We start from the raw sequence: 23,556 nt of genomic DNA, 5'->3' as shown, positions 1-23,556 counted from the left end.
AGGCAAAATAAAAAAGCACCAATAGGTACTTTTTTAAAAAGTTAATTATTCAGCACTTGGCTTGTCTTGTTCAGCTTGATCTGCAGGCTTATCAGGAGTTTGTGCTTGTTCTTCAGTTGATTCATTTGCTGCAGTTTCAGCTTGCTCTTCTTGCTTGGCTTCATTTGCTGGAATAGCAGCCGGATCAGTAGTATCGCTTGAAACAATCTGTTGCACGGCCATCCGGCTGAAAGTCAGGTAAATACCATCAGCATCAACAACCACTGTCTTATCCTTAGTATTAACGGAATCAATCTTAGCATGCAAGCCATCAATCAAGATAACATCGTCACCTTTTTTCAATTGATTCATCATTTCTGCTTTTTTCTGTTGTTGCTTTTTCTGCGGTTTAATCATCGTGAAGTACATCAGGGCAAATAACACTACTAAAAGAATTATTGACCACATGCTGCCCATACCGCCACTAGCTTTTGCTAAAAATAAAGTATTCAATTCTACACCTCATATTCAAAATATTCGAACAAGATCAACTATCTAATTATACAAAAAAATAGCAACAATTGCACGGCTAACCCGGAATTGGTAGCCCTAATTGTAAATAAGCCTTATCAGTGACCATCCGGCCACGTGGTGTCATGATAATAAAGCCATTCTGCAATAAGTATGGCTCATAAAGTGATTCAATAGTTTCCACATCTTCACCTGCATTAGCTGCCAAAGTACGCACACCAACTGGCCCGCCATGATAGTTTTCAATCATTACCCGTAATAACTTTCGATCAGTTTGATCAAGTCCTTCATTATCAACTTGTAATTGCTCTAAAGATGCCTTAGTAGTTTCAAAAGAAATCACCTTTTCACCTTTAACTTGGGCAAAATCCCGCACCCGTCGCAATAAGCGATTAGCAACCCGCGGCGTTCCTCGCGAGCGACGTGCCAGCTCATGAGCTGCCTGCGGCGCAATTTCAATCTTAAATACCTTACTCGACCGCTGAATAATTTCTTCAAGTTCTGGCAGTTGATAGTATTCTAAGTGTGCCATGATTCCAAAGCGATCACGCAGCGGAGCCGATAACTGTCCTGCCAAAGTCGTTGCTCCCACTAAAGTAAATGGTGGCAATGGCATATGCACTGCATGCGTAGTTTGTCCCTCACCAATTACAATATCAATGTAATAATCTTCCATAGCGGAATACAATACTTCTTCAATCGGCTTTGACAACCGATGAATTTCATCAATAAACAGTACATCGCCTGGTTCAAGTTCAGTTAACAGTGCCACCAGGTCGCCAGCTTTTTCAATTGCTGGCCCACTCGTACTTTTTAAATTAACTCCTAGTTCATTGGCAATCACAAATGCCAAGGTCGTTTTTCCTAAGCCAGGTGGTCCATAAAGTAGCACATGGTCTAACGCTTCGTCACGTTTTTTAGCAGCCTCAATATAAACCGCTAATTCTTTTTTGACTGCCGCTTGACCTAAATAATCCTTTAAAGTTTGCGGACGCAGCGACATCTCACTAGCTGTTTCTAAATCCCCTTGACTTTCTCCAGAAACGATTGGTTCTTCTTTATCTGTCACTTGTTTCACTTCCTTTGCCGTATCAGATTCTTGCCCAGTATTACTTCTTTAACAACAATGCCAAGCCTTTTTTAATATATTGGTCGGCACTAGTTGCCTCTTCTTTAGCAAGTTTATCAGTTATCCGATCAACTTCTTTTTGAGTATATCCTAGCGCCAGCAATGCTAACAGTGCATCATTTAACTCTGGTGAAATATCCTGTTTAGTTGTCTGATCAACTCGCTGCACATAATCGCCTAATTTTCCTTTTAAATCAAGTACGATTTGCGAAGCGGTTTTTTTGCCAACACCTGGAAATTTAGTTAAATACTTTACTTCACCTTGTTCAATGGCTTCAGCTAGCGAATCGCTGTTTTCTGCGGCCATAATTGCAATCGCAGATTTCGGCCCAATCCCACTAACGCTAAGTAATTTTAAAAATAGCCCTTTATCCTCTTCAGTTTGAAAACCATAAAGGGTTATCCCCGTATCACGCACAATTTGCTCAATATAAACTTGAGCTTTTGCTCCTTCATGATAACTATAAGGCGTTGGACTAAAAACTTTGTAACCTACACCGCCACATTCGACAACGATAAAATTGGGCATAATCTTAGTCACCACACCCGTTAAATATTCATACATTTACTACTCATCCTTTTTAAACATTTTTTGGAGTTGTGTTGCTCGCAAGCACACCAATACCACATTTCCCTTAGCATCGTGATAGGGATCGCTTATTTGGCGCAGTCTTGTCAACATGTCTTCGCAATCAGCACTGCTTAACTTGCTTCGACCAGGTACCATTTTCTGAGCCTGATCAGCAGCAATCCGATTAATTAAAGTAACAGAATCAGTTTGATCCACATTTAAATAGCTATCAATAATCGATCTAACCGATGTTTCTAAATTATCACTCGTTAGCCAAGTCGGATATGACCTTAAAATAAACGTGTCTTGGCCAAACTCTTCTAAAAACAAACCGATTTTCTTAAGTTCAGGGAGTTTGGCTTGAATTTGAATGAAGTCTAAGTTGCCAAAGGTTAAGGTCAATGGTGTTAGTAACCCTTGCTCGGTGATTTTTTGTGCCGTAATTTGTCGCTTAAGTTCCTCAAATTTGAGCAGTCTCCTTGCCGCAAGCTGATCCACTAGATAAAGGTTATTATTAGCGCTAGCAACGATATAGTTGGCAGTTTGACCAACCAAGGTTAATTCTGGCAAGCTATTAATTAATAATTCATCCCCACTTGTCATGACTTCAGCAGTTTGATTAGTACTTGAAAAAGGTCGCAGTGACTGCTGTTTTTTAACATTTTGGACCCAAGTAGCAGTAATCAGATAGCGTGAATCATCACGTGGCACAGTCAAATCAACGTATTTTGCTGGCTTGCGACTAGTAATTTTGGCTGGTTGACTTTCGTGAACTTCTGAAGATTCTGGTCGCTTAGTGTCGACCACATTTTTATTTAAATTAAATTTCAATTGATCGACTAAAGTGTCCTCTTTGCCACCAGCAAGATTAGCAAGCGCATCAGATTGTGTAGTTGTTCGCAGCAAGCAATCGCTAATAGCACTAGTTACTAATCGGCTCAATTCCTGCTCTTTTGATAAGCGAACTTCTTGCTTAGTAGGATGCACATTTACATCGACGAGTAAAGGATCAACCGTAATTTTAATAATAGCAATTGGATAATGCTTAGCAGATAATTGGCTACCATACCCAGCCATCACAGCCGCAGCCAACTTAAAGTTCTTAATATACCGACCATTAAGTAAAATCGAAATAAAATTTCGCGTCGAGCGGGTCAATTCTGGTTTAGAAACTAGGCCGCTAACTGTAAAATCATCATTACTCTGCTCAAAAGGTAACATCTTTTCAGCAGTATGCCGACCATAAATACTGGAAATAGCTTGTTGCAAATTGCTATTACCAACGGTTTTTAGTAATTGACGTCCCTCATTAGTTAGGGTAAATGCAATTTCTGGATAACCTAAAGCAATCCGATTCACAATATCTACTAATTTCATAATCTCGGTTCGCTGACTACGTAAATATTTTAATCGAGCAGGAGTATTATAAAACAGATCTTTAACTGTAATCTTGGTTCCTTGTGCCCCGCCAGCTTCTTCTTGACTAGTCTTAACTCCTGCACTAAATTTAGCCAGCGTTCCAGCCGCACTACCAGCATTAGTCAAAATTTCCACATGACTTACCGCGGCAATCGAAGCTAAAGCTTCACCCCGAAACCCCAGCGTTCCAACCTTAAATAAATCATGTTCATTATTAATTTTACTCGTAGCATGTCTTTGAAAGGCCAGATCAATTTGATCACTGCGAATTCCACTGCCATTATCCTGCACGACAATTTGCTTTAATCCACCATCAATAAAATCGATCCGAATTCTGCTACTACCAGCATCAATCGCATTTTCCACTAGTTCCTTAACCACACTGGCTGGTCGCTCAATAACTTCACCAGCTGCAATTTGATTGGCTAAATTTTCTGATAATTCATGAATTTGTGCCATGATTATTCATCCTTTAAGTCCGCTTGCCAATTCGCAACTATTTGCATAATTTCCAGTGGGGTTTTATCAGCTAGATACAACCCATTAAGTTCTTTTAAGACATCTTTTTCCTTAACTGTAACTTCATCAGTCGTCACCTCTGGAGTTTGACTAATCATATCTTCATCGGTTTCCGTTGCAAACAAATCAAGTTGATGCGTGCTTGGTCCAAGGCTACTTCCTTGAGCCTCTAAACGATTTAATAACTTAGTCGCTTGACGCAAAACCTTACTTGGTAAACCAGCCAATTGCGCAACATGAATTCCGTAGCTTTGATCAGCAGGTCCAGGTAAAATTTTATGCAAAAAGATTAATTTACCATTTTCCTGAGTTGCCCCAACATGAATATTTTTAAGACGTGGTAAAGTTTGTTCTAAATCCGTTAATTCATGAAAATGAGTCGCAAACAGTACTTTGGCTCCCACTTCATCATGTAAATACTGGACAATTGCACCGGCCAATGCCATCCCATCATACGTTGCCGTTCCGCGACCAATCTCATCAAATAGCACCAGACTACGTTTAGTTGCCGCTTGCAAGGCGTCATTTGCTTCAGTCATTTCTACCATAAAGGTACTTTGCCCAGAGATCAAATCATCAGCGGCACCAATTCGCGTAAAAATTTGGTCAAAAATTGGTAATTCAGCACTATCTGCCGGGACAAATGAACCAACTTGCGCCATAACAGTTATTAACGCTAACTGCCGCATATAAGTGCTTTTGCCTGACATATTCGGTCCAGTAATCAAAAAGATATCTGTTTCTTCATCAAGCTGCACATCATTAGGGATGTACGCACCAGCCTGCATTACTTGTTCTACAACTGGATGACGACCATTAACGATCTTAACGTTCTGGCTGTCAGTCTGAAAATGCGGTCGACAATAATTGTTGGTCTCTGCGACTTGGGCAAACGAACAATAGACGTCAATTGCTGCTACTTGTGATGCCAATTCTTGTAATGCAGAAATATACTTTTTCACTTCTTCACGCAATTTGACAAATAAATCATATTCCAAATCTGTCGATTTAGTTTGTGCCTCTAAAATTAGATTTTCATGTTCTTTTAGTTCTGGCGTTATATAACGCTCGGCATTAGTCAAGGTTTGCTTACGAGTATAACGCTCAGTTGGCACCTTATTTTTATTAGAATTAGTCACTTGTAAATAATAGCCGAAAACCTTATTATAACCAACTTTCAGGTTCTCAATCCCAGTCTTTTGCCGCTCTTGAGCTTCCATCTCTGCTAGCCATTGCTTACCGTTATTCATTGCGTCGCGGTAACGGTCAAGTTGCTGGTCAACACCTTCACGAATTAGACCACCTTCAGTTGTAGAAATTGGTGGCTCAGCTACCAAAGTATCGCTAATCAATTTAGCTACCCCTTTTAACGGATCAATTTTTTGCGCGAAGTTTTGTAAAGCTGAACTATGAGACTTAGTCAAAGCTGCTAAAATCACTGGAACAGCAGTAAGTGAATTTGCTAATTGAAGCAGCTCACGTGCATTAACATTACCAAAAGCAATTCGACCAGTCAGCCGTTCCAAATCATAGACTCCCTTTAGCGCATCTACGACATTTTCACGAGTAAAATAATCGTCTACCAATGCTTGTACCATTTCTTGGCGCTTATTCAATTCATTAGTTGAAAGTAGCGGTCTGGCTAACCATTGTTTTAACAAACGACCACCCATTGCGGTATGCGTCTTATCGAGTACCCAAAATAGCGAACCCATTTTTTTACCAGTTTTGGCTGACGCTACCAATTCCAAATTATTTTGTACGGTATGAGACATTTGTAAATATTGACTGACTTCATAACTTTGTGCAATTTGTAAGTGGGCTAAACTACGTTTTTGGGTAACTAGCAGATAACTAACTAATTGCTTAACAGCCGTCTTTTCTGCTTGATTAGTTAGCTTTTGCTGAGCAAACGCTATCTCTGCATGTGTCTTAGTTAATTCAACCGGTTTTGAAACTGTGATATTGGCTTTGCGTAACGTTTCCTGCTCCTGATCGCCCAAATATCCACCATAAACAACTTCTTTGGTACGCAATGATAACAGCTCATTTACAACAGTGGCAAATGTTTTTAAGTGAGTCGCAAAAATTTCACCAGTTGATAGATCGCTATAAGCTAATCCGAAGCCGCTTTTGGTAGTAATGACTGAAGTTAAATAATTAAAGTCTTTTGCTTCACTAGGCTTATCATTCATCTTGGTACCTGGTGTAACCAGCTGAATAATTCCACGCTTAACCATCCCTTTAGCATCTTTAGGATTTTCCAGTTGCTCACACAAAGCTACCTTATAGCCTTTATCAACTAAAGTATCAACGTATGAATCAACTGCTACATGGGGCACACCTGCCATAGGAATTGGATTGGCAGTTTTATTTGAGCGATGTGTCAGAGTCAGCTCAAGAAGCTGCGCACCTTTAACTGCATCATCTTCAAACAACTCATAAAAGTCTCCGACCCGATAAAACAGAAAAGCATCGGGATATTGCTTTTTAATTTCATAATATTGTTCCATCATAGGCGTCGTACTTGAATTAACCATTTGTTCCTCTTCTTTATTTTATTTATCATTACTATTATACGCTAAAGGCAATAGTAAAAGAAAAATCCCACTAACAAATCCTTAAATATTTGTTAGTGGGAAATTTTTTAGTTAAGCTATATGTCCTTCAATGCTAGCAATATCTTCCTTGCCATCCATCTTAACAATTGCTTCAATGGCTGCAGTAATACCTTTAACATCATCTGCTAAACTCAAGCTAGGAGTATCTGGGCGATCAACAACTTGCTCAGGCAAAAATGGAATATGAATAAATCCGGCCTTTAACCCGTGAAATTCCTTATCAATCATATACTGAACTTGATACATAATATGGTTGCAAACATAGGTGCCAGCAGTAGTTGAAACCACACTTGGCACACCAACACCCCGAATTGCTCGCGCAATTGCTTTAACCGGTAATTGCGTGAAGTATGCATTTTGTCCATCTTCATGAATTGGTGTGGCTAGTGGCTGATAGCCCTTATTATCTTTAATCCGACCATCGTCAAAATTAATTGCTACCCGTTCTGGAGTCAAAGCATAACGACCACCAGCTTGACCAATATTTAAGACGTAATCAGGTTGATGCTTGACAATTGCTTCATGCACTACTTCAGCACATTCACCAAAAACAGTAGGAATTTCTAGCTTAACAATTTTTGCACCAGCAATTTCATCATCTAAGCGTTTAACTGCTTCAATTGCTGGGTTAATCTTATCTTCACCAAAAGGATCAAATCCCGTTACTAAAATCTTCATTTTATTTACTCACCACACGTGTTAAGATAGTGTTAAAATATTATCTCTATATGATATTAAAAAAAGAGTTAGCTGTCAAAGTAAGATTTTAAGAATTAAGGTAATAATCCTAATAATTTTGCTGCCTGCTCATATACTGCTTCATCAGAACGTTTACCCACACAGACAATATCGATAATCTGAATTGCTTGATTATTTTGTTTAAAAACTATTCTTAAACCTAATCGTCGCATCTTAATTTCACGACACATTGACAAATCATATTTTTTCTTTGCAAGTAGCTTACCAGCCTGCATACCACGTTCAGTAATTCTCGCAATCCCTTTTTTAATTTGGAGTTTTTGAGAACCATCTAATTTTTGATACTCCGTTACCGCTTCTTTAAACCATGATAACTGATACATTAATCCCACTCATCCGGAATTTGTTCCAAATTTTTTCGCCAATTTTTACCAAGAACTTCTTCATTAGAAAGATTTGAGTCTTTATCTGAGTTTATCCGTTGTTCAATTTTCTCTTGATAAGCATCCTCAGCCACATTATCAATTATAGCCTGAGCTTTTTCAATAAAATCAACGATTGAATTATACTGGTCTATGTCTAACACAACCCCAACTTCCTTATTATTATTAAGAACATAGACTGGCTCCTGCGTTTTTTTTGACAATGAAAAAGCCGTCATTGGTGCTTTTTTTATTTCAGAGATTGAAGTTAACGGTACATTTATTCTACTTGCTAAAACCATTTTATACCTCCATACAGTCTTTTTATAGCACTAATTATAGCACCTTGTTTAGTGCCATAGCAAAGAAATTACCAAAAACAAAAAATTGCTCATCACAAGCAATTTTTTAAAATTATTTAATTATCTATTTACAAACCATAATAAATTAATTAAATTATCCAATAACACAGAGCTAGCCTAACTCCAAAAAAGCCTATCATGACCAATAAATTTTGCACTCCGACTGGCCAATGATAAACCGGACAAAAAGTACACGCTAGCCATAGCAGACTCAAACCTAGCAACGTTAATAATGAATAACCCCAGTTACCGTAGTCAAAGGCAAATACATGTACCAACAAGAAGATGACTAAGTATTGCCAAACCTGTGGGGCAATATTTTTTATTAGTTGTTTAAAAGTCGGTTTGCGAACCTGCATTAGCGGACTAATATTATGTAGCCCACTTCGTGGCAACCAAACTGCTAGAGAATCAAAGAAAACCAAGTTAGTCGCTAATAAGGCAAATACCATCGGCTTAGTAATCCAGGCAAAATTAATCTGCCATAACTTGGCAGCAGATAGATAGCTAGACCAATTCACACGCGCTAAACAGACTAACAAAGCACTGACAGCAGCATAAGCCAGAAAGATTCGCTTCTTATTCATCTTCATCACTAAGTACACCGCCCTGCAAATTTAAACGGCGATCATATTTAATTTCGGCAATTCGGTCATGACTAGCAACAATTACCGTTTTATTCTCTTGCTTAAGTTTGATTAGCAAATTAGCAAATTGTCTAATACTTGCTTGATCAATCCCGCGAGTCGGCTCATCAAGCAAAATAATATTTTGATCTTCCATAACTGCTTGAATAATACCCACTTTTTGCCGCATACCAACCGAATACTTAGCAATAGCTTGATTATCCGCTGGATCTAGTTCGAAATATTGCAGTAATTCGCTAACTTTTGCTTCATTAAAATTATGGTTAAGATTAGCCAAGAACTGAAGATTGGTCATTGCGGATTCATATTCCAGAAAACCGGGATTCTCAATTAAGGCGCCAATAACATCGTTTTGTCCCAACTTGACTGTGCCACTATCGGGCTTTAGCAGACCAGTTACAATTTTAAAGATCGTTGACTTGCCTGAGCCATTAATTCCTGAAATATGAATCAACTCACCAGCTTGAGCGGATAGTGTCACATCTTGTAAAACTTGCTTGCGACCAAATGACTTTTTTATCTGTTTAATTTCTAACATAATAATTCTCCATTAATATCCACCATAAATCCGATGAACTGCTCGGTATAGTGGATCATATAGCGGACTATACAGTATCAAAGCCTGCTTTTCAAAATAGAAATGATACACCAAATCGATAATAATAACGATGAATAACAATAATTGCGGATAGCGCATTTGATAGGCACCAACTAGTAGCCAAGCCATTAAGATCAGCACCGCAACATGTAACAGCAGTAATGCCGTACCCAGCAGAGGGCTACCATTACGAAAGAATGGAAAATCAGTCATCAGATAAGGAATTATCAGTCCAGCACAGAAGAGTAGACAATCTAGCGTTGCCAAGATTAACAAACGGGCAATCATCTTATTAGTCCATTGCCGCACGCCAACCAATAAGTTGATTTTACGAAAAGTTAAAATCTGGTTGTAAATTAAAATTAAGACTGCTGGCTGCAAGTACAGCGATACTAAATTGGCATTAAGATAGGCATTGGGTAATTCCATCGTGGCAGGCTCACTTTGTGTAGTTAAATACCAACCACCCCATAAGCCAAGCAACGTGATAATTAAACTAGTTAAGCTTAGCTTTCGCCAAACATGTTTAGCTTGCATGATTAAGCCTCTTTTCGCTGCTTCTTGTACCAGATACTAATCAAAAGCACTGCTGCTGCTAAATAAATCATAGCAGCAATTATAAATGATAGTCCCGGCTTAATCGGTGGAGCTTCACTGATAAAAGTATACTGTCCGGGAGCAATTAGAGTATAGACAAACCAAGAATACGAAAATACTCGCCAAATTAGACTATGTATATTACCTAAAATTGGTAATAAAATTAGTACCAGCCCAATAATCGGACCAACAATTATATAAAATGCATTCTTACGCACAAACAAACCAATACTAAAAATAAAAATAGCAAAAATTCCCCAACCAACAGCACCAAGTATAATGAATAATAGTATTTCTACGAAATCATTATTTGTAAAGTTACTAGGTCGATGCGATCTCAAAAAGGGATCATTCATTTTATATGTAAATGGAAAATAAAACCAATTAATTAAACTCATTTCATACAGATTAGTAAATATGGATAATCCAGTAGCAGCTAAAAAAGTAGTAATAACGCTTTTCATTAAGAATCGTTTATAGCGCAATCTCTGTTGAACACTATCAAACATATTATTATTTTTTATATAAATAAATAATCCTGATCCAATAACCGATAATACTGCCATCATCGTCAAATCGACTATTTCAGACCCATTACCACCCCCAGCTTGCATTTCAAAAAATATACTAACAGAAATATTTCCCCCTGCACTAAGAATGCCTTGCCCATCTTTAATAGATACAAAAGTATGACAAGTTATTAGAAAAAAATATAATATTATTGTTATACTTATGATTTTTTTAGTTCTTTTCAGCATAAAACTACTCCCTAACTTATGCCAACTATTAATCTCAGTAATGCGATAATTAAACTAGTTAAATTAACTTTTGCCAAACATGTTAGCTTGCATGATTAGGCCCCTTTTCTCTGTTTTTTACACCAGATACTAATCAAAAGCGCTGCTACTGCTAAATAAATCATAGCAGCAATTACAAATGATAGTCCGGGCCTAATCGGCGGAGCCATACCTATAAGCGTATACTGACCAGGCGCGATTAAAGTGTACGGAAGCCAAGAAAAATAGAATGCTCGCCAAGCCCAACTACTCATATTACTCAAAGTTACTAGTAAAATTAACATTAAACCTAAGACAGGTCCCATTGCAAAGTATAAAGCCGTTTTCCGAACAAACAAACCCACACTAAAAATAAAAACAGCAAAAACACCCCAACCAAGCGCTGCAAATATGATAAATAAAATAATTTCCGTTAAGTCATTGTTAGTAAAGTTTCCAGGTCTGATACCATTTAAAAAAGGATCGTTAAAATCATAAATAAACGGATAATAAAACCAGTTAATTAAACCCATTTCATAAATATTGGTTAGTAAAGAGATTCCAGCACCAGCTAAAAAGGTAGTGCTTATTCCTCGTTTAAGAAATCCTCTATAATCAATACGCTGTTGAATATTTACCATGCTATTATTCTTTAAATAAATAAACAAAACAGAACCAAGTAGTGGAAAAAGAAACATTTGCACTACGTCAAGTACAACATTGTCACTTAATCCCGATTGAAGCTCAAAAAAAGCATGTACGGAAATATTGCCTCTCTTTAAAAGACCAGCCTTATCTTTAAAGGTAGCAAATGTATATGCGGTTATCAATAACAAATAAAATATTATAGCAATGATGATTATCTTTTTAGTCCTTTTTGGCATAAAACTACTCCCCCAACTTACGCTCACCGTTCTAATCAAACTAAAACGAATATCAGCATAATACTTATAATTAACTGTTTCAGTATTGTTGCTCCCATATGTAGTCTGATCTCTATACAAGCCAGTTTTTCCCGATTTTAGTGATGCATTACTATTAATTAGTCTTACACTATAACCTAACTGATTAGGTATAGAATTACCGTTAAATGATGCTATATTAGAATTGTTCTTTTTAGTATTAGGAGAACCATAAGAACTCCAATCACCATGTGCACTAACTGTTTCAGAAGAAACAGTCCATGTACCTTTTGCAGCTCCCACAACTGCAGTTCCACTTAATGCTACCACAGTTCCGGCTACTAGTATTGCTTTACCCCAAAAATTGTGTTTAAAAAATATCATTATAAATTCACTAAAATAATATATAACAGAACAAAATATCTAAGTACTCATCGGTAAATGTCCTTGCATCTATAATAACTCGTATTAAAAATAATAACTGTGCGTTTTTGACACTATTTATTTGTATTTGCAAGTAGTCTTATATGATATATAATGTAATAAAAAGGAGTATTACTATGGAAGACTTCGGACAAACTTTTCGAAAATTACGAACATCACTTTCTATTAGTCAAACGGATTTAGCTAAGGGAATCTTTGATCGTAGCAGATTATCAAGAATCGAGAGTGGTGTATCCTATCCTTCTCAACAAGTTGCTAGTATGCTCATCTCTCGCTTAGGTGTTAGTGCTACAGAATTTGAATATATTCAACGTAATTACTCAGCTTCAAAAAAAGAACAAATTTTATACCATTTCTTTAACATCAGCTCTAATACAGAAATAGAGAAAATAAATTCACTAATAAAGGAGTGTTCAAGTATTTACAATGACGATGATATTAAGCGAATCAGAACAGTCTTACAAGCTCAACTGTTACTTAGTCAGCAGCATAACTTATCGAAAGCTAAAAAATTGGTCCAACCTATTTGGTACAATTACTTAGCAAAAATAAAAACACTGACAATATTCGACATCGCCTTATTAAATATGATTGCTTATGCTTTCGACAACAAAACTAATATTCAAATTATTACTACAATATTAAACGAAATAGATAATCACTATCCATTTCTTAAGAGCTTAAAATGTAATACATTAATCAACTTAGCTAATATCCATTTAGATAACCACGATATTTTTCTCGCAAAAAAGACACTAACTTTAGCTGCCAAACTTGCAAAAGAGAATAATCAATTTGAAAAGTTGCTATTATGCAAAACTGAACTTGCTTTTTGTGATAAAAATCTGCAACAAACAGATTATTATATCAATTTATTAAACGAAATCGGAGCTAGCGATATTGCTACAGTATTAAAACAACAAATTAAGCAACTTTCCTATTTATTCAATTAATTTTATTACACACAAAAAGAACCACTCAATCGAGTGGCTCTTTTAAAATATTAACTATTTAATTACATCATCCCTGGGGCACCAGCAGCTGCAGCATTTGGATCGGCAGCAGGCTTGTCTTCAGGAATATCAGCTACAACAGCTTCAGTAGTCAGCAATAATGCAGCAATTGAAGCAGCATTTTGCAAAGCAGTCCGAGTAACCTTAGTTGGGTCGATAATTCCAGCTTCAACCATGTTTTCCCATGCGCCATCAGCTGCGTTATAGCCAATTTCATTATCCTGTTCTTCAAGCTTGTTCAAGATAACTGAACCATCTTCACCAGCATTTTCAGCAATTTGACGAACTGGAGCAGTTAAAGCAGTCAAAACGATGTTGATACCAGTTTGTTCATCTGGAGTATCACCCTTAAGATCCTTAACGGCACCCTTAACATCAACTAAAGCAGTACCACCACCGGCAACGTAACCTTCGTCAACCGCAGCACGAGTTGAGTTCAAGGCATCTTCGATCCGGTAACGACGTTCCTTTAATTCAGTTTCAGTAGCAGCACCTACGTGGATAACCGCTACACCACCAGTTAATTTAGCAAGACGTTCTTGCAACTTCTTCTTATCAAAGTCTGAAGTTGATTCTTCGATTTGCTTTCTAATTGAATCTTCACGATCCTTGATTGCATCAGCAGCTCCGCTACCATCAACGATCGTAGTTGAGTCCTTAGTTACAGTAATCCGGCGAGCTTGACCTAATTGCTCAATCTTAGTGTCCTTAAGGTCAAGACCAAGATCATCGGTAATCACTGTACCACCAGTCAAAGCAGCAATATCTTGCAATTGTTCTTTACGTTGGTCACCAAAGCCAGGAGCCTTAACAGCTACCACGTTGAAAGTTCCACGAACCTTGTTCAAAACTAAGGTTGGTAATGCTTCACCAGAAACATCATCAGCAATAATCAATAATGACTTACCTTGTTGTACAATTTCTTGTAACAATGGCAAAATATCTTGAATATTAGAAATATTCTTATCAGTGATTAAGACGTAAGGATTATCCAAATCTGCTTCCATCTTATCGTTGTCAGTTACCATGTATTGTGATAAGTAACCGTGATCAAATTGCATACCTTCAACTACTGACAATTCAGTTTCAATTCCACGTGAATCTTCGATAGTAATAACACCGTCATTGCCAACTTTTTCCATTGCTTCAGCGATTAAATCACCAACTTCTGTAGAAGCTGAAGATACAGAAGCAACTTGCGCGATTTGATCTTTAGAAGAAACATCGTGACTTAACTTGTGTAATTCATCAACTACAGCACTAGTAGCTTTTTCAATACCGCGACGAACACCAACCGGGTTGGCACCAGCAGTTACGTTCTTCATCCCTTCACGTACAATTGCTTGAGTTAAGACAACAGCAGTAGTAGTACCATCACCAGCAATGTCATTAGTCTTTTGTGCAGCTTCAGCAACTAACTTAGCACCCATGTTTTCATAGTGATCTTTTAATTCGATTGACTTAGCAATTGTTACACCATCATTAGTAATATCAGGGTTGCCGTATGATTGCTCTAAAACAACATTTCTACCCTTAGGACCAATGGTAGTCTTAACAGTGTCAGCTAACTTATCAACACCCTTTAATAAGGAACGTCTTGCTTTTTCTGAGAATTTAATATCTTTTGCCATTCTTAATTCACTCCTTAACTATTCAACAATTGCCAAAATATCTTTTTCATGAAGAACTAAATATTTTTCGCCTTCATATTTGACATCAGTACCTGAATACTTGTCGTAAAGAACAACGTCACCCTTTTTAACGGTCATTGGAATCTTATCGCCATTATCTGCAAAGTTACCTTGGCCGATAGCAACAACTTCACCTTCAGTTGGTTTTTCCTTAGCGTTGGAAGCTAGGACGATACCGCCAACAGTCTTTTCTTCTTCTTCTTTAACTTTTACGATCACGCGATCACCGATTGGTTGTAACACGTTTGTCCCTCCTATAATCAAAATTTTAACTTTTTAATAATTATTAGCACTCTTATTACCCAAGTGCCAACCTACAAATATGATAATAACCCCTTTTGAAATAGAATGCAAGTAAAAATTAGCACTTTTTTGGTTAAAGTGCTAATTTCTGCTTTTATCATGAAATCTTGCCATGGCAAATACCCAAATTACTTATCTTCATCAGCCTTATCAGCATCCAAGAAATAAATCAGCGTCTGCAATTCTGTTGCCAAATCAACATTTTGAATGCGCACGCCACTTGGTGCCGAAAGTCTGATTGGAGTGAAATTCATAATTCCTTTGATTCCAGACTCGATCATTTCATCAGCCGTCTTTTGCGCGGTATTAGCTGGCACAGTTAAGATAGCGATCGAAATTTGTTGATCACTGAGTTGTTTAGTTAGCTCACTCATCCCATAAACCGGTACACCACTCAGTATCTTACCGGTGATTTTTTCATTGATATCAAAGGCACAAGAAATCCGAATATTATTGCTACGCTTAAAGTTGTAGTTGAGCAGCGCATGACCCAAATTACCAACACCAACCAATGCCACATTAGTTAAGGTGTCTTGGTTCAAAATTTTCTTAAAAAAGGTCAGCAAACTTTTGACGTCATAACCATAACCTCGCTTACCCAATGCGCCGAAATAAGAAAAGTCGCGCCGAATTGAAGCACTATCAACTTGAACAGCTTCAGATAATTCAGTTGAAGATACTTTCTCCTTACCGCTATCATTCAAAATAATTAAGTACCGATAATAAAGCGGTAACCGCTTGGCCGTTGCCGTTGGAATTTTAATTGTTTCCATTTATTTAAAAAGCCTCCCAGATTTTATTTGTGAACTAAATATTAATTATCCTTATTGTACCCGTGAAGCTTAGCTATTTGCAAATATTTTTTTCACAATCTACGGATAACTTTGCAAATTTTCTGGCGATTTTCGACACCGCTTAACCTGCTAAGCTTACTTTTTGCCTGCTTCAGCTAACCACTTGTCTCAATCTTACAGACAAACTGGCCAGCAATCAGTACAATTGGCATATAAGTTAAGGAGGTGAGAACGTGAAGTTAATTTTTGAAACTAATCCAGAAATTGATCCACAAGAGCCAACAATTATCATTCAAGCGGCAAAACAAACTGATAAAGCAGCAGCTATTATGGCGGCTCTTGAACATTTTCAAGCAGAAAAAAGTGACATCATTCCTGTCAAAACTTCGCAACAGCTTAACATGGTCAAAACTAAATCGATCATTTTAGTGGATCTTGTCGATAATCTGTTAGTAATTTATACAGTTGATGGCATTCTTAAAACTAAAGAAACTCTAGTCAGTTTTCATCAAAAGCTAACGCCTAAACACTTCTTGCAAGTTTCAAGACATGCCATCATTAATGTTGATTACTTATTAGCCTTAGAAGACAGTTTTTCTGGTAACCTGACAGCAAAACTGGCTCATCAGCTTACGACTAGCGTTAGTCGCAAGTACGTAAAGGATTTAATGCATTTTTTAGGCATTTAGGAGATTAAAAATGAAACAAAAAATTATCAATATTCTTGTCAACGGTACTACTGGGATTGGCTTTGGCTCTTTTTCATACTTGTTGATTCTACTATTTAAGATACAGTCTGCATTTCCAACAGCCAAAAATATTATCAGTATTTGGATTATGAGTTTTCTAATTGGACTTTTAACCCACCTCTTTAGTCAAGGGATTACCATTAAGACATTGCTGATCCACTTTAGTGCTACCTTTGCGCTAGTAGTTGCCATGATCGCCTATAATGGCTGGATCACCAGTCCTACTAATATTTTAACCTTTGGTGGAGCCTTTTTTGCTATTTATCTGTTAATCTGGGCAATTGTGATTTTCTTTGAGCGATTATCAATTAACAAAATCAACCGTAAGCTAGCCGAAAAGCAGCGAACTACTAATAATTAACCATGACTTTTTACCTTTAAGACTATCCAATAAAATCCGGCTTTATGCTAAAATAGTTTTTAGGTGAAATAAATGATAATTGCACAAGGACATGATATCGAAAAACAATTCGGTGCTAATATACTATTTAAAAATGTGAATTTTTCTATTGCTGATAATGCCAGAATTGGCTTAGTCGGCTCAAACGGAGTTGGCAAAACCACTCTGCTGAAAATTATGACTGGACAAGAAAGTTCAACTCATGGCGAATTCACTATCAATAAAAATGTCGACGTTGGCTATATTGCACAGGAAAACGGTCTAAACGAAGAAAAAACAATTTGGAACGAAATGCTAGGCGTTTTTGAGAGCTTAATTAAACTCAACTCTAAAATCCAATCTATGCAAGAACAAATTGCTCAACATCCAGAAAATAAAGACTTATTAATGCAATACGATCAATTACAATTTGACTTCGAACAGCGTGGTGGCTACACATACCAAGCTGACATCAAGAGCATTCTCAATGGTTTTAATTTTCCACAACCAACTTGGTCTAAGCAAATTGCGAGCCTTTCTGGTGGTGAAAAAACTCGTTTGGCTTTCGTTAAGCTGTTGTTGCGCAAACCTCCGCTATTACTGCTAGACGAACCGACTAACTATTTAGATATTGATACCTTGGATTGGCTTGAAAACTATCTTAAAGGATATTCTGGAGCAATTCTAACGGTTTCGCATGACCAATACTTTTTGGATCATTTAGCTAATCAAATTTTCGAATTACGCTTTGGTAAATTAACTACTTTTAAAGGTAACTACTCTGATTATTTAGCACAGCGTCAATTACGTGATCAGCAGCAAGAGCAGGCCTATGAAAAACAGCAAGAGCAAATTAAAAAGGATGAAGAATTCATCCAAAAAAATATTGTTCGGGCAACTACTACCAAACGAGCCCAAAGCCGGCGTAAACAGTTAGCCAAAATTGATCGCATCAATCCTCCTAAGCATCAAAGTAAGGTGCGGATTAACTTTCAGAGTGAACGACCATCTGGTAAAGAAGTACTAATCTTAAATAACTTAACCATTGGCTACCCAACTAAAACCATGGTTAAAAACATTTCATTGCAAGTAAACAAGGGAGATCGCGTAGCTGTCATTGGACAAAACGGGATTGGTAAATCCACTCTCTTAAAAACCGTAATGCACGACTTAAAGCCCAAGGTTGGATCCATTAAATACGGTTCCTCACTTGACATTGGTTATTACGATCAGGAATTGCAGCAGCTCGATTCCAGCAAGACCGTTCTCGATACCATTTGGGATCGCCACAAAACAATGCCTGAACGCGATGTACGTTCTGTTTTAGCCAGTTTCTTATTTACTGCACAAGATATTGACAAAACCGTTGGTCAACTTTCTGGCGGTCAAAAAGCACGATTAACGCTGACAGTCTTATCGCTTGAACATAACAATTTTTTGTTAATGGACGAGCCTACCAACCACTTGGACATTGAAGCTAAAGAAGTCCTTGAGCAAGCCTTGCAAAAATTTGATGGCACTCTGCTGTTTGTCTCACATGACCGCTATTTTATTAATCAATTAGCTAATAAAATTGTTGCAGTTAAAGACGGAGGTGCCAAAATTTATGAAGGCGATTACTCCTATTATTTAAATGAAAAAGCTAAAGAGCAACTGGCCAGTCAGCAAATTCAGAATGAACAAGAGCAACCTGTTGACACTAGTAAACTTAACTATCAACAACAAAAGCAGCGTGATTCACAAAAACGTAAGTTAGAACGCCAAGTTGAGCAGGCTGAAGCAAAAATCGAAGAGTTAGAACAACAACAAACTGCTGTTCAAACAGAAATGGCTGATCCAGAGATTGCTACTGACTTCGGTAAATTAGGACCACTACAAGAAAAATTATCGGCCGTGCAAACAGAACTCGATCAAGCAAATCAACTTTGGGAAACCGCATTAACTGAACTAGATGAATTTTAAAAAAGGACTAAGAAGTAGATCTAATAGATCAAAAATTCTTAGTCCTTTTGTTTGATAATCAATTTAGCATGCTGTCAGCATATGGCAATTCTAATGATGGATCAGCATTCAGCGTCAAATCCGCAAACTTACCTTCATTGTATAAATTATAAGCTGCTGCGCCAATCATTGCCGCATTATCACCACATAATTTAAGTGCTGGTAGAATTACTTTCGGTTGCATAGAATCAGGTAACTTAGTAATTTCCGTCTGCATCTGCTCACGCAAGCCAAGATTAGCTGCTACTCCGCCACCCAAAATAAAAGTTTTAGGTTGATATTGTTTGATTGCCCTAATTGTTTTGGTGACTAAAACGTCAACGACAGCAGCCTGAAAACTAGCTGCTAAATCATATTTATTAAGTTCTTGATGAATTTGGTCAGCATGATGACAGGTATTAATAAAGGCACTCTTTAATCCAGAAAAAGAAAAGTCATAACTATTATCATCAATCATCGCCCGTGGAAAGTTGAACGTATCTTGACCTTGGTGTGCCCACTCGTCAATCGTTTTTCCCGCTGGATATTGTACCCCTAAAACACGACCAATTTTGTCATAAGCTTCTCCCGCCGCGTCATCTCTGGTATCACCAACAATTTCAAAATGAGTAGGATCTTTTAACAGGACAATTTCGGTATGACCACCAGAAACTTGTAAAGCCAAAGCAGGATACTCAATTTCCGTTTCTAGTTGAGCTGCCATAATGTGACCCATAATGTGGTCAACTCCAATTAGTGGAATACCAGTAGCCATCGACGCAGCTTTAGCCGCACTAACCCCAATTAATAAAGCTCCTACCAGTCCTGGACCATAGGTAACCGCAATTGCATCAATATCCTGCCAAGTTGCATTAGCCTTAGCCAATGCCTCTTTGGTAATTTGACTAATCACTTCAATATGATGCCTGCTGGCAACTTCGGGGACCACTCCGCCAAACCGTTGGTGACTTTTAATCTGTGTAGCTACAATTAGGCTTTCTACTTCACGCCCATTTTTAACGACTGAAGTGGAAGTTTCATCACATGAACTTTCATAAGCCAAAATTCGAACATCTTTTTTGCTCTTCAAAATAAAATCTCCTCTGTCACAACGAATTAGTGACTATACTTCTTCCACATAATCACTATCAGGTGCAAAAGGCTGACCGGTCTTTTGATGCCAATCAACTTCAGCTTGTGTACGCCGTAAATAATTTGGTAACAATAGATCTGGATCAACTGGCTGCACGGATTCAGCTAATCTTCCGATTAGACCGGCATGAATCAAGTTTTGTTGTTCAGTACCGTAACTAATTGGCAGAGGCAATTGTGTTAACGCTGATGCTTGTTTATCAAAGCCGGTACCTAAGAATTCGATTTTACCAAAAGAATTAGTATTAGCAATTTGTTTAACCGCCTCAAGCAAAGTGGTGATATGATAATGGCCATCGGCAAGCACATTAGTTAGTTGACCATCACGTTTGATATATGCTCCAGCAAAGTAATTGTCATTACGTGCATCAATTCCAGCAACAATTAACGTGTTTTCTGCAGTTGAACTAGCTGCTAAGGCTTCAAGCGTTGAAATACCAACTAATTCCTTATTTAAAATACTGGCAAACATCTTCATGGTAGTTACCCCAATCCGCAAACCAGTATATGAACCAGGACCATTAGCAACTGCAAAACGATCAATATCTGTTAACGCTAAATTATTACTAGTTAAAATCTCATCAATCAATGGATCAAGGTGTTCACTATGATTCCGTTCATCAGGTTCACCTTTTTCCACCAGTACTTTTTGTCCATCATTGAGCGCTACACTCAGATAATTAGTTGCAGTTGACACACTTAAAATTTTCATTTCAGATTACTATTCCCTTTTTAAAAATCTACCTTTTTATTTTAACACGAGAAATGGTCTGTAAAACAAAGAAGCTAACAAACATTTGTAACCAAGGTACAATTATTTCCTTAGGAATGCGTTGAACTAGTGCAGCCTGATAATCCAGTCCATATAAAATATGCAACCACAATGTATTCAAGCCAATATTAATAATCAAAGTAACCATAAGCGTTGCTAGCACAATCCGCCAAACTTTAACGGGTTTTTGATAAAAAAAGCAACCATAAATCATTGGCTCAAGCATTGCACTGATAGTGAAACCAACAAAGAACCCACCTTGGTTACCAAAGATAGCTGACGAAATTAAGTCACCGATGCCACCACCAACTGCTCCCCAAGCCGGACCAAACAAATATCCCAATAGAACACTACCAATAAATTTTAAGCCAACGTGTACCGCAGATGTCCCAAAACTAAATCGTCCCAGTATAATTTGCATCGCCACAATTATGCCAAGCAGAACTAACTCATTTAAATCAAGTTTGAGTAATTTTTTTGAAGACATAGCTGCCACTTCCTTTCATTAAAAAAGCATGACTGCGTCATGCCTTTTTAATTATATTATACTTGCCGCCAAGTTAGCTCACATATTGCTCTAGCAGCCTCATTATCCTTAACGCAATGATAAGTTTTACATTCGTTTGCTGCACAATCCGTGCTAAGAGCAACTTGCGGTTCTTGTCCGTAACTAACTTCTTGGTTAAACTTAATATCAATTTTTTGGACTACATGTGTTCTTAGAAAATCACGATCTAAAGTATCAATAAACCAGCTAAAGTAGTGCCCATTAGTCATGTGATGATTAGTATCTAAATCATCATAACGCACACGATATTGTCTTTGAAGTTGATACTCACTTTGAGCACGCAAGCGAGGAAATTTGGGAACCTTTTTTAATAACGGAATTCCTAATTCAGTCATCATCTTTTGATCCGTTGGAACCATTTTACGTTTTTGCAAATCAAACAAAACCCATTCACTCTTAGCTTTAATCAGCTGATTACCAGCTTGATCGGTAAACGTAAAATCACGATATTCTAAAAAGCGATTATATCCTGTTGCCTGAGTACTAACTGTAACTAAATCATTGGGTTTAGGCAAAGTATTAACTTCAATCTGATATTGCGTTACTACCCAGCCTAATCCCCTTTTGGTTAATGCATCGGTACTAGCGCTGCCACTGACTAATTGATGTTCAGAAACACTCATCATTAAATCAATCATGGCAGGTAATTTTAAACGTTCATTTTCATCACATTCATAAAATTCAATGCGTCTTTGTTCACTATACTCCATTAGCTTCCTCTACTTATGATTATACTGATCATACAACATATTCTTAGAAACGTGCTGCTGCTGAGCTACTGCCTTAATTGCTGACTTTTTAGTCTCACCCGCAGCTACTTGCTGATCGACTAATTTAATTAACTCCAACCAAGTTAATTGCTGTGGTTGCTCCGTATTTGGTGAAACCAAAATCACAAACTCGCCACGCGGTGGCGTTTGTGTAAAATAGTCCGTCAATTCTGCAACAGTCCCACGAATAAATTCTTCATGAATTTTAGTTAATTCACGTGCCACTACAATTTTACGACTAGCTGGCAAGACTGACGCCATATTGGTAAGAGTCTTAAGCAATCGATGCGGTGCTTCATAAAAAATTGAAGTTGCCCGTGCTTCATTCATCTGCTTAAAAAACACCTGTTGTTCACTAGTTTTGCGCGGCAAAAAACCATAATAAGTAAATGGTTGCGCATCAAACCCAGATGCAATCAAAGCTGTTGTAAACGCTGACGCACCAGGTAATGGCACAACTGGAATATCGTTTTTTAAACATTCCTGTACCAAAATAAAACCAGGATCAGAAATCACCGGCATCCCCGCATCACTAATTTCGGCAATCACTGCACCATCTTTCATTAATTTAACTAGCTCTGGAGCCCGCTGCTTAGAATTATATTTATGAAATGACAGCATGTGATTATGAACGCCAATTTTCTGTAATAAAATCCCACTGGTTCTAGTATCCTCAGCTGCAATATAATCAGCTTGAGTTAAAATTTTTTTGGCACGAATAGTGATATCTTCTAGGTTTCCAATCGGAGTTGGCACCAAGTAAAGCTTTCCTGTTTCTTGCGCATAACTACTTTGCTGCTGCATTATCTAACCTTTGTGTACTTTCTTTTTTTCACCAAAATTATCAAGAATATCCAAGCAAAACATGCAATCTGAACTAGGATCACGATGTGAACCATAATACATATTACAAATATGATAGCCAGAATTATAAATTTGCCGTAAAGACTCTAGTCCACTCTGAGTTTTAATCGTTCCATTATGGGCATTCGTCATCTTGTCTAGCTTCTCGCGTAGAAGTTGATTTTCTACCTTTAATTCCGTATTTTCTTTAAGTGTATCTAAAATATCATTTTCTAAGCTCGCAATTGTCTTAGTCATATTAACCATTGAGTCATGCAGCTGTTGCAATTTTGAATAAGAATCCACCTGTAAAAACACCTACCGTT

The 23,556-nt window shown here is 37.4% G+C and carries 26 protein-coding genes; 4 read left to right on the top strand and 22 right to left on the bottom strand.

The features are described 5' to 3' along the window. Positions 1–45: 45 nt before the first annotated feature. The 13 genes from yajC to OZX56_RS02750 form a co-directional block, all read right to left on the bottom strand. Positions 46–492, bottom strand: coding sequence for a preprotein translocase subunit YajC (yajC, locus tag OZX56_RS02810; RefSeq protein ID WP_277140094.1), 447 nt, complete (start codon positions 490–492; stop codon positions 46–48). A 76-nt stretch (positions 493–568) separates the two neighbouring features. Beyond that, positions 569–1,579 (bottom strand): Holliday junction branch migration DNA helicase RuvB, encoded by a 1,011-nt coding sequence (gene ruvB / locus OZX56_RS02805; RefSeq protein WP_277126758.1) that lies wholly within the window; start codon positions 1,577–1,579, stop codon positions 569–571. 40 nt (positions 1,580–1,619) lie between these two features. Next, positions 1,620–2,204, bottom strand: a complete 585-nt coding sequence (ruvA, locus tag OZX56_RS02800; RefSeq protein ID WP_277140093.1) for a Holliday junction branch migration protein RuvA — start codon at positions 2,202–2,204, stop codon at positions 1,620–1,622. A 3-nt stretch (positions 2,205–2,207) separates the two neighbouring features. Next, the gene (gene mutL, locus OZX56_RS02795) at positions 2,208–4,088 is read right to left on the bottom strand and encodes a DNA mismatch repair endonuclease MutL (RefSeq protein ID WP_277140092.1); all 1,881 of its coding nucleotides are present in this window, start codon (positions 4,086–4,088) and stop codon (positions 2,208–2,210) included. A gap of 2 nt (positions 4,089–4,090) precedes the next feature. Next, positions 4,091–6,664: a DNA mismatch repair protein MutS gene (gene mutS, locus OZX56_RS02790; RefSeq protein WP_277140343.1), complete on the bottom strand. Its 2,574-nt coding sequence runs from the start codon at positions 6,662–6,664 to the stop codon at positions 4,091–4,093. A 135-nt stretch (positions 6,665–6,799) separates the two neighbouring features. Next, positions 6,800–7,447 (bottom strand): pyroglutamyl-peptidase I, encoded by a 648-nt coding sequence (gene pcp, locus OZX56_RS02785; protein ID WP_277140091.1) that lies wholly within the window; start codon positions 7,445–7,447, stop codon positions 6,800–6,802. 95 nt (positions 7,448–7,542) lie between these two features. Beyond that, complete coding sequence (locus OZX56_RS02780; protein ID WP_277140090.1) at positions 7,543–7,851, bottom strand: addiction module toxin RelE; 309 nt, start codon at positions 7,849–7,851, stop codon at positions 7,543–7,545. Then, positions 7,851–8,192, bottom strand: a complete 342-nt coding sequence (locus OZX56_RS02775) for a type II toxin-antitoxin system Phd/YefM family antitoxin (RefSeq protein WP_277126763.1) — start codon at positions 8,190–8,192, stop codon at positions 7,851–7,853. Before OZX56_RS02775 ends, OZX56_RS02780 begins: the two co-directional genes overlap by 1 nt. Positions 8,193–8,341: 149 nt before the next feature. Then, positions 8,342–8,848, bottom strand: a complete 507-nt coding sequence (locus OZX56_RS02770) for a hypothetical protein (protein WP_277140089.1) — start codon at positions 8,846–8,848, stop codon at positions 8,342–8,344. After that, the gene (locus OZX56_RS02765; RefSeq protein ID WP_277140088.1) at positions 8,832–9,437 is read right to left on the bottom strand and encodes an ABC transporter ATP-binding protein; all 606 of its coding nucleotides are present in this window, start codon (positions 9,435–9,437) and stop codon (positions 8,832–8,834) included. The genes OZX56_RS02770 and OZX56_RS02765 overlap by 17 nt, the downstream gene beginning before the upstream one ends. Positions 9,438–9,449: 12 nt before the next feature. Further along, a complete protein-coding gene (locus OZX56_RS02760; RefSeq protein WP_277140087.1) occupies positions 9,450–10,034 on the bottom strand; it encodes a hypothetical protein in 585 nt (194 codons plus the stop codon). Positions 10,035–10,036: 2 nt separating this feature from the next. Continuing rightward, on the bottom strand, positions 10,037–10,852 hold the full coding sequence (locus tag OZX56_RS02755) for a hypothetical protein (protein WP_277140086.1): 816 nt from the start codon (positions 10,850–10,852) through the stop codon (positions 10,037–10,039). A 95-nt stretch (positions 10,853–10,947) separates the two neighbouring features. Further along, complete coding sequence (locus tag OZX56_RS02750; protein ID WP_277140085.1) at positions 10,948–12,156, bottom strand: hypothetical protein; 1,209 nt, start codon at positions 12,154–12,156, stop codon at positions 10,948–10,950. Between the two features lie 176 nt (positions 12,157–12,332). On the opposite strand from OZX56_RS02750, the gene OZX56_RS02745 reads away from it, so the two are divergent. Continuing rightward, positions 12,333–13,169 (top strand): helix-turn-helix transcriptional regulator, encoded by an 837-nt coding sequence (locus tag OZX56_RS02745; protein WP_277140084.1) that lies wholly within the window; start codon positions 12,333–12,335, stop codon positions 13,167–13,169. Positions 13,170–13,231: 62 nt separating this feature from the next. On the opposite strand, the gene groL is transcribed toward OZX56_RS02745, so the two are convergent. The 3 genes from groL to OZX56_RS02730 form a co-directional block, all read right to left on the bottom strand. Then, complete coding sequence (gene groL, locus OZX56_RS02740) at positions 13,232–14,860, bottom strand: chaperonin GroEL (RefSeq protein ID WP_277126769.1); 1,629 nt, start codon at positions 14,858–14,860, stop codon at positions 13,232–13,234. A gap of 18 nt (positions 14,861–14,878) precedes the next feature. Beyond that, positions 14,879–15,163 (bottom strand): co-chaperone GroES, encoded by a 285-nt coding sequence (groES, locus tag OZX56_RS02735; RefSeq protein WP_277140083.1) that lies wholly within the window; start codon positions 15,161–15,163, stop codon positions 14,879–14,881. A 188-nt stretch (positions 15,164–15,351) separates the two neighbouring features. Further along, positions 15,352–15,996 carry a redox-sensing transcriptional repressor Rex gene (locus tag OZX56_RS02730; RefSeq protein WP_277126771.1) on the bottom strand — a complete coding sequence of 215 codons (645 nt, stop codon included), beginning with the start codon at positions 15,994–15,996 and terminating at the stop codon, positions 15,352–15,354. A gap of 254 nt (positions 15,997–16,250) precedes the next feature. On the opposite strand from OZX56_RS02730, the gene OZX56_RS02725 reads away from it, so the two are divergent. The 3 genes from OZX56_RS02725 (at position 16,251) to OZX56_RS02715 (ending at position 19,107) form a co-directional block, all read left to right on the top strand. Next, complete coding sequence (locus OZX56_RS02725; protein ID WP_277140082.1) at positions 16,251–16,706, top strand: LytTR family DNA-binding domain-containing protein; 456 nt, start codon at positions 16,251–16,253, stop codon at positions 16,704–16,706. Positions 16,707–16,716: 10 nt separating this feature from the next. Next, a complete protein-coding gene (locus OZX56_RS02720) occupies positions 16,717–17,127 on the top strand; it encodes a DUF3021 domain-containing protein (protein ID WP_277140081.1) in 411 nt (136 codons plus the stop codon). A 72-nt stretch (positions 17,128–17,199) separates the two neighbouring features. After that, positions 17,200–19,107: an ABC-F family ATP-binding cassette domain-containing protein gene (locus OZX56_RS02715; RefSeq protein ID WP_277140080.1), complete on the top strand. Its 1,908-nt coding sequence runs from the start codon at positions 17,200–17,202 to the stop codon at positions 19,105–19,107. A gap of 58 nt (positions 19,108–19,165) precedes the next feature. Here OZX56_RS02715 and tsaD read toward each other — a convergent pair whose 3' ends face one another. Genes tsaD through yabA form a run of 6 tightly spaced genes read right to left on the bottom strand, consistent with a single transcriptional unit; the run spans position 19,166 to position 23,536 of the window. Beyond that, positions 19,166–20,215: a tRNA (adenosine(37)-N6)-threonylcarbamoyltransferase complex transferase subunit TsaD gene (gene tsaD / locus OZX56_RS02710; RefSeq protein WP_277140079.1), complete on the bottom strand. Its 1,050-nt coding sequence runs from the start codon at positions 20,213–20,215 to the stop codon at positions 19,166–19,168. Between the two features lie 33 nt (positions 20,216–20,248). Further along, the gene (gene tsaB / locus OZX56_RS02705; RefSeq protein ID WP_277140078.1) at positions 20,249–20,989 is read right to left on the bottom strand and encodes a tRNA (adenosine(37)-N6)-threonylcarbamoyltransferase complex dimerization subunit type 1 TsaB; all 741 of its coding nucleotides are present in this window, start codon (positions 20,987–20,989) and stop codon (positions 20,249–20,251) included. Between the two features lie 28 nt (positions 20,990–21,017). Next, complete coding sequence (locus OZX56_RS02700; RefSeq protein WP_277140077.1) at positions 21,018–21,536, bottom strand: folate family ECF transporter S component; 519 nt, start codon at positions 21,534–21,536, stop codon at positions 21,018–21,020. A 56-nt stretch (positions 21,537–21,592) separates the two neighbouring features. Beyond that, positions 21,593–22,327, bottom strand: a complete 735-nt coding sequence (locus OZX56_RS02695; RefSeq protein ID WP_277140076.1) for an acyl-ACP thioesterase domain-containing protein — start codon at positions 22,325–22,327, stop codon at positions 21,593–21,595. 9 nt (positions 22,328–22,336) lie between these two features. After that, on the bottom strand, positions 22,337–23,191 hold the full coding sequence (gene rsmI / locus OZX56_RS02690) for a 16S rRNA (cytidine(1402)-2'-O)-methyltransferase (protein WP_277140075.1): 855 nt from the start codon (positions 23,189–23,191) through the stop codon (positions 22,337–22,339). 3 nt (positions 23,192–23,194) lie between these two features. Beyond that, entirely contained in the window at positions 23,195–23,536 is a 342-nt protein-coding gene (gene yabA / locus OZX56_RS02685) for a DNA replication initiation control protein YabA (protein WP_277126780.1), read from the bottom strand. Positions 23,537–23,556: the final 20 nt, after the last annotated feature.

This window comes from Lactobacillus sp. ESL0684 (genome assembly GCF_029392675.1).
Taxonomy (GTDB): domain Bacteria; phylum Bacillota; class Bacilli; order Lactobacillales; family Lactobacillaceae; genus Lactobacillus.
Note: the sequence above shows the minus strand (reverse complement) of the source record. Positions and strands in the feature narration are given on the sequence as shown.

Coding starts and splice junctions, on each gene's coding strand:
- ruvA (WP_277140093.1), bottom strand. CDS start 2,204: ATGTATGAATATTTAACGGGTGTGGTGACTAAGATTATGCCCAATTTT.
- mutL (WP_277140092.1), bottom strand. CDS start 4,088: ATGGCACAAATTCATGAATTATCAGAAAATTTAGCCAATCAAATTGCA.
- mutS (WP_277140343.1), bottom strand. CDS start 6,664: ATGATGGAACAATATTATGAAATTAAAAAGCAATATCCCGATGCTTTT.
- pcp (WP_277140091.1), bottom strand. CDS start 7,447: ATGAAGATTTTAGTAACGGGATTTGATCCTTTTGGTGAAGATAAGATT.
- OZX56_RS02780 (WP_277140090.1), bottom strand. CDS start 7,851: ATGTATCAGTTATCATGGTTTAAAGAAGCGGTAACGGAGTATCAAAAA.
- OZX56_RS02775 (WP_277126763.1), bottom strand. CDS start 8,192: ATGGTTTTAGCAAGTAGAATAAATGTACCGTTAACTTCAATCTCTGAA.
- OZX56_RS02765 (WP_277140088.1), bottom strand. CDS start 9,437: ATGTTAGAAATTAAACAGATAAAAAAGTCATTTGGTCGCAAGCAAGTT.
- OZX56_RS02760 (WP_277140087.1), bottom strand. CDS start 10,034: ATGCAAGCTAAACATGTTTGGCGAAAGCTAAGCTTAACTAGTTTAATT.
- OZX56_RS02755 (WP_277140086.1), bottom strand. CDS start 10,852: ATGCTGAAAAGAACTAAAAAAATCATAAGTATAACAATAATATTATAT.
- OZX56_RS02750 (WP_277140085.1), bottom strand. CDS start 12,156: ATGATATTTTTTAAACACAATTTTTGGGGTAAAGCAATACTAGTAGCC.
- OZX56_RS02745 (WP_277140084.1), top strand. CDS start 12,333: ATGGAAGACTTCGGACAAACTTTTCGAAAATTACGAACATCACTTTCT.
- groL (WP_277126769.1), bottom strand. CDS start 14,860: ATGGCAAAAGATATTAAATTCTCAGAAAAAGCAAGACGTTCCTTATTA.
- OZX56_RS02730 (WP_277126771.1), bottom strand. CDS start 15,996: ATGGAAACAATTAAAATTCCAACGGCAACGGCCAAGCGGTTACCGCTT.
- OZX56_RS02720 (WP_277140081.1), top strand. CDS start 16,717: ATGAAACAAAAAATTATCAATATTCTTGTCAACGGTACTACTGGGATT.
- OZX56_RS02715 (WP_277140080.1), top strand. CDS start 17,200: ATGATAATTGCACAAGGACATGATATCGAAAAACAATTCGGTGCTAAT.
- tsaB (WP_277140078.1), bottom strand. CDS start 20,989: ATGAAAATTTTAAGTGTGTCAACTGCAACTAATTATCTGAGTGTAGCG.
- OZX56_RS02700 (WP_277140077.1), bottom strand. CDS start 21,536: ATGTCTTCAAAAAAATTACTCAAACTTGATTTAAATGAGTTAGTTCTG.
- OZX56_RS02695 (WP_277140076.1), bottom strand. CDS start 22,327: ATGGAGTATAGTGAACAAAGACGCATTGAATTTTATGAATGTGATGAA.
- rsmI (WP_277140075.1), bottom strand. CDS start 23,191: ATGCAGCAGCAAAGTAGTTATGCGCAAGAAACAGGAAAGCTTTACTTG.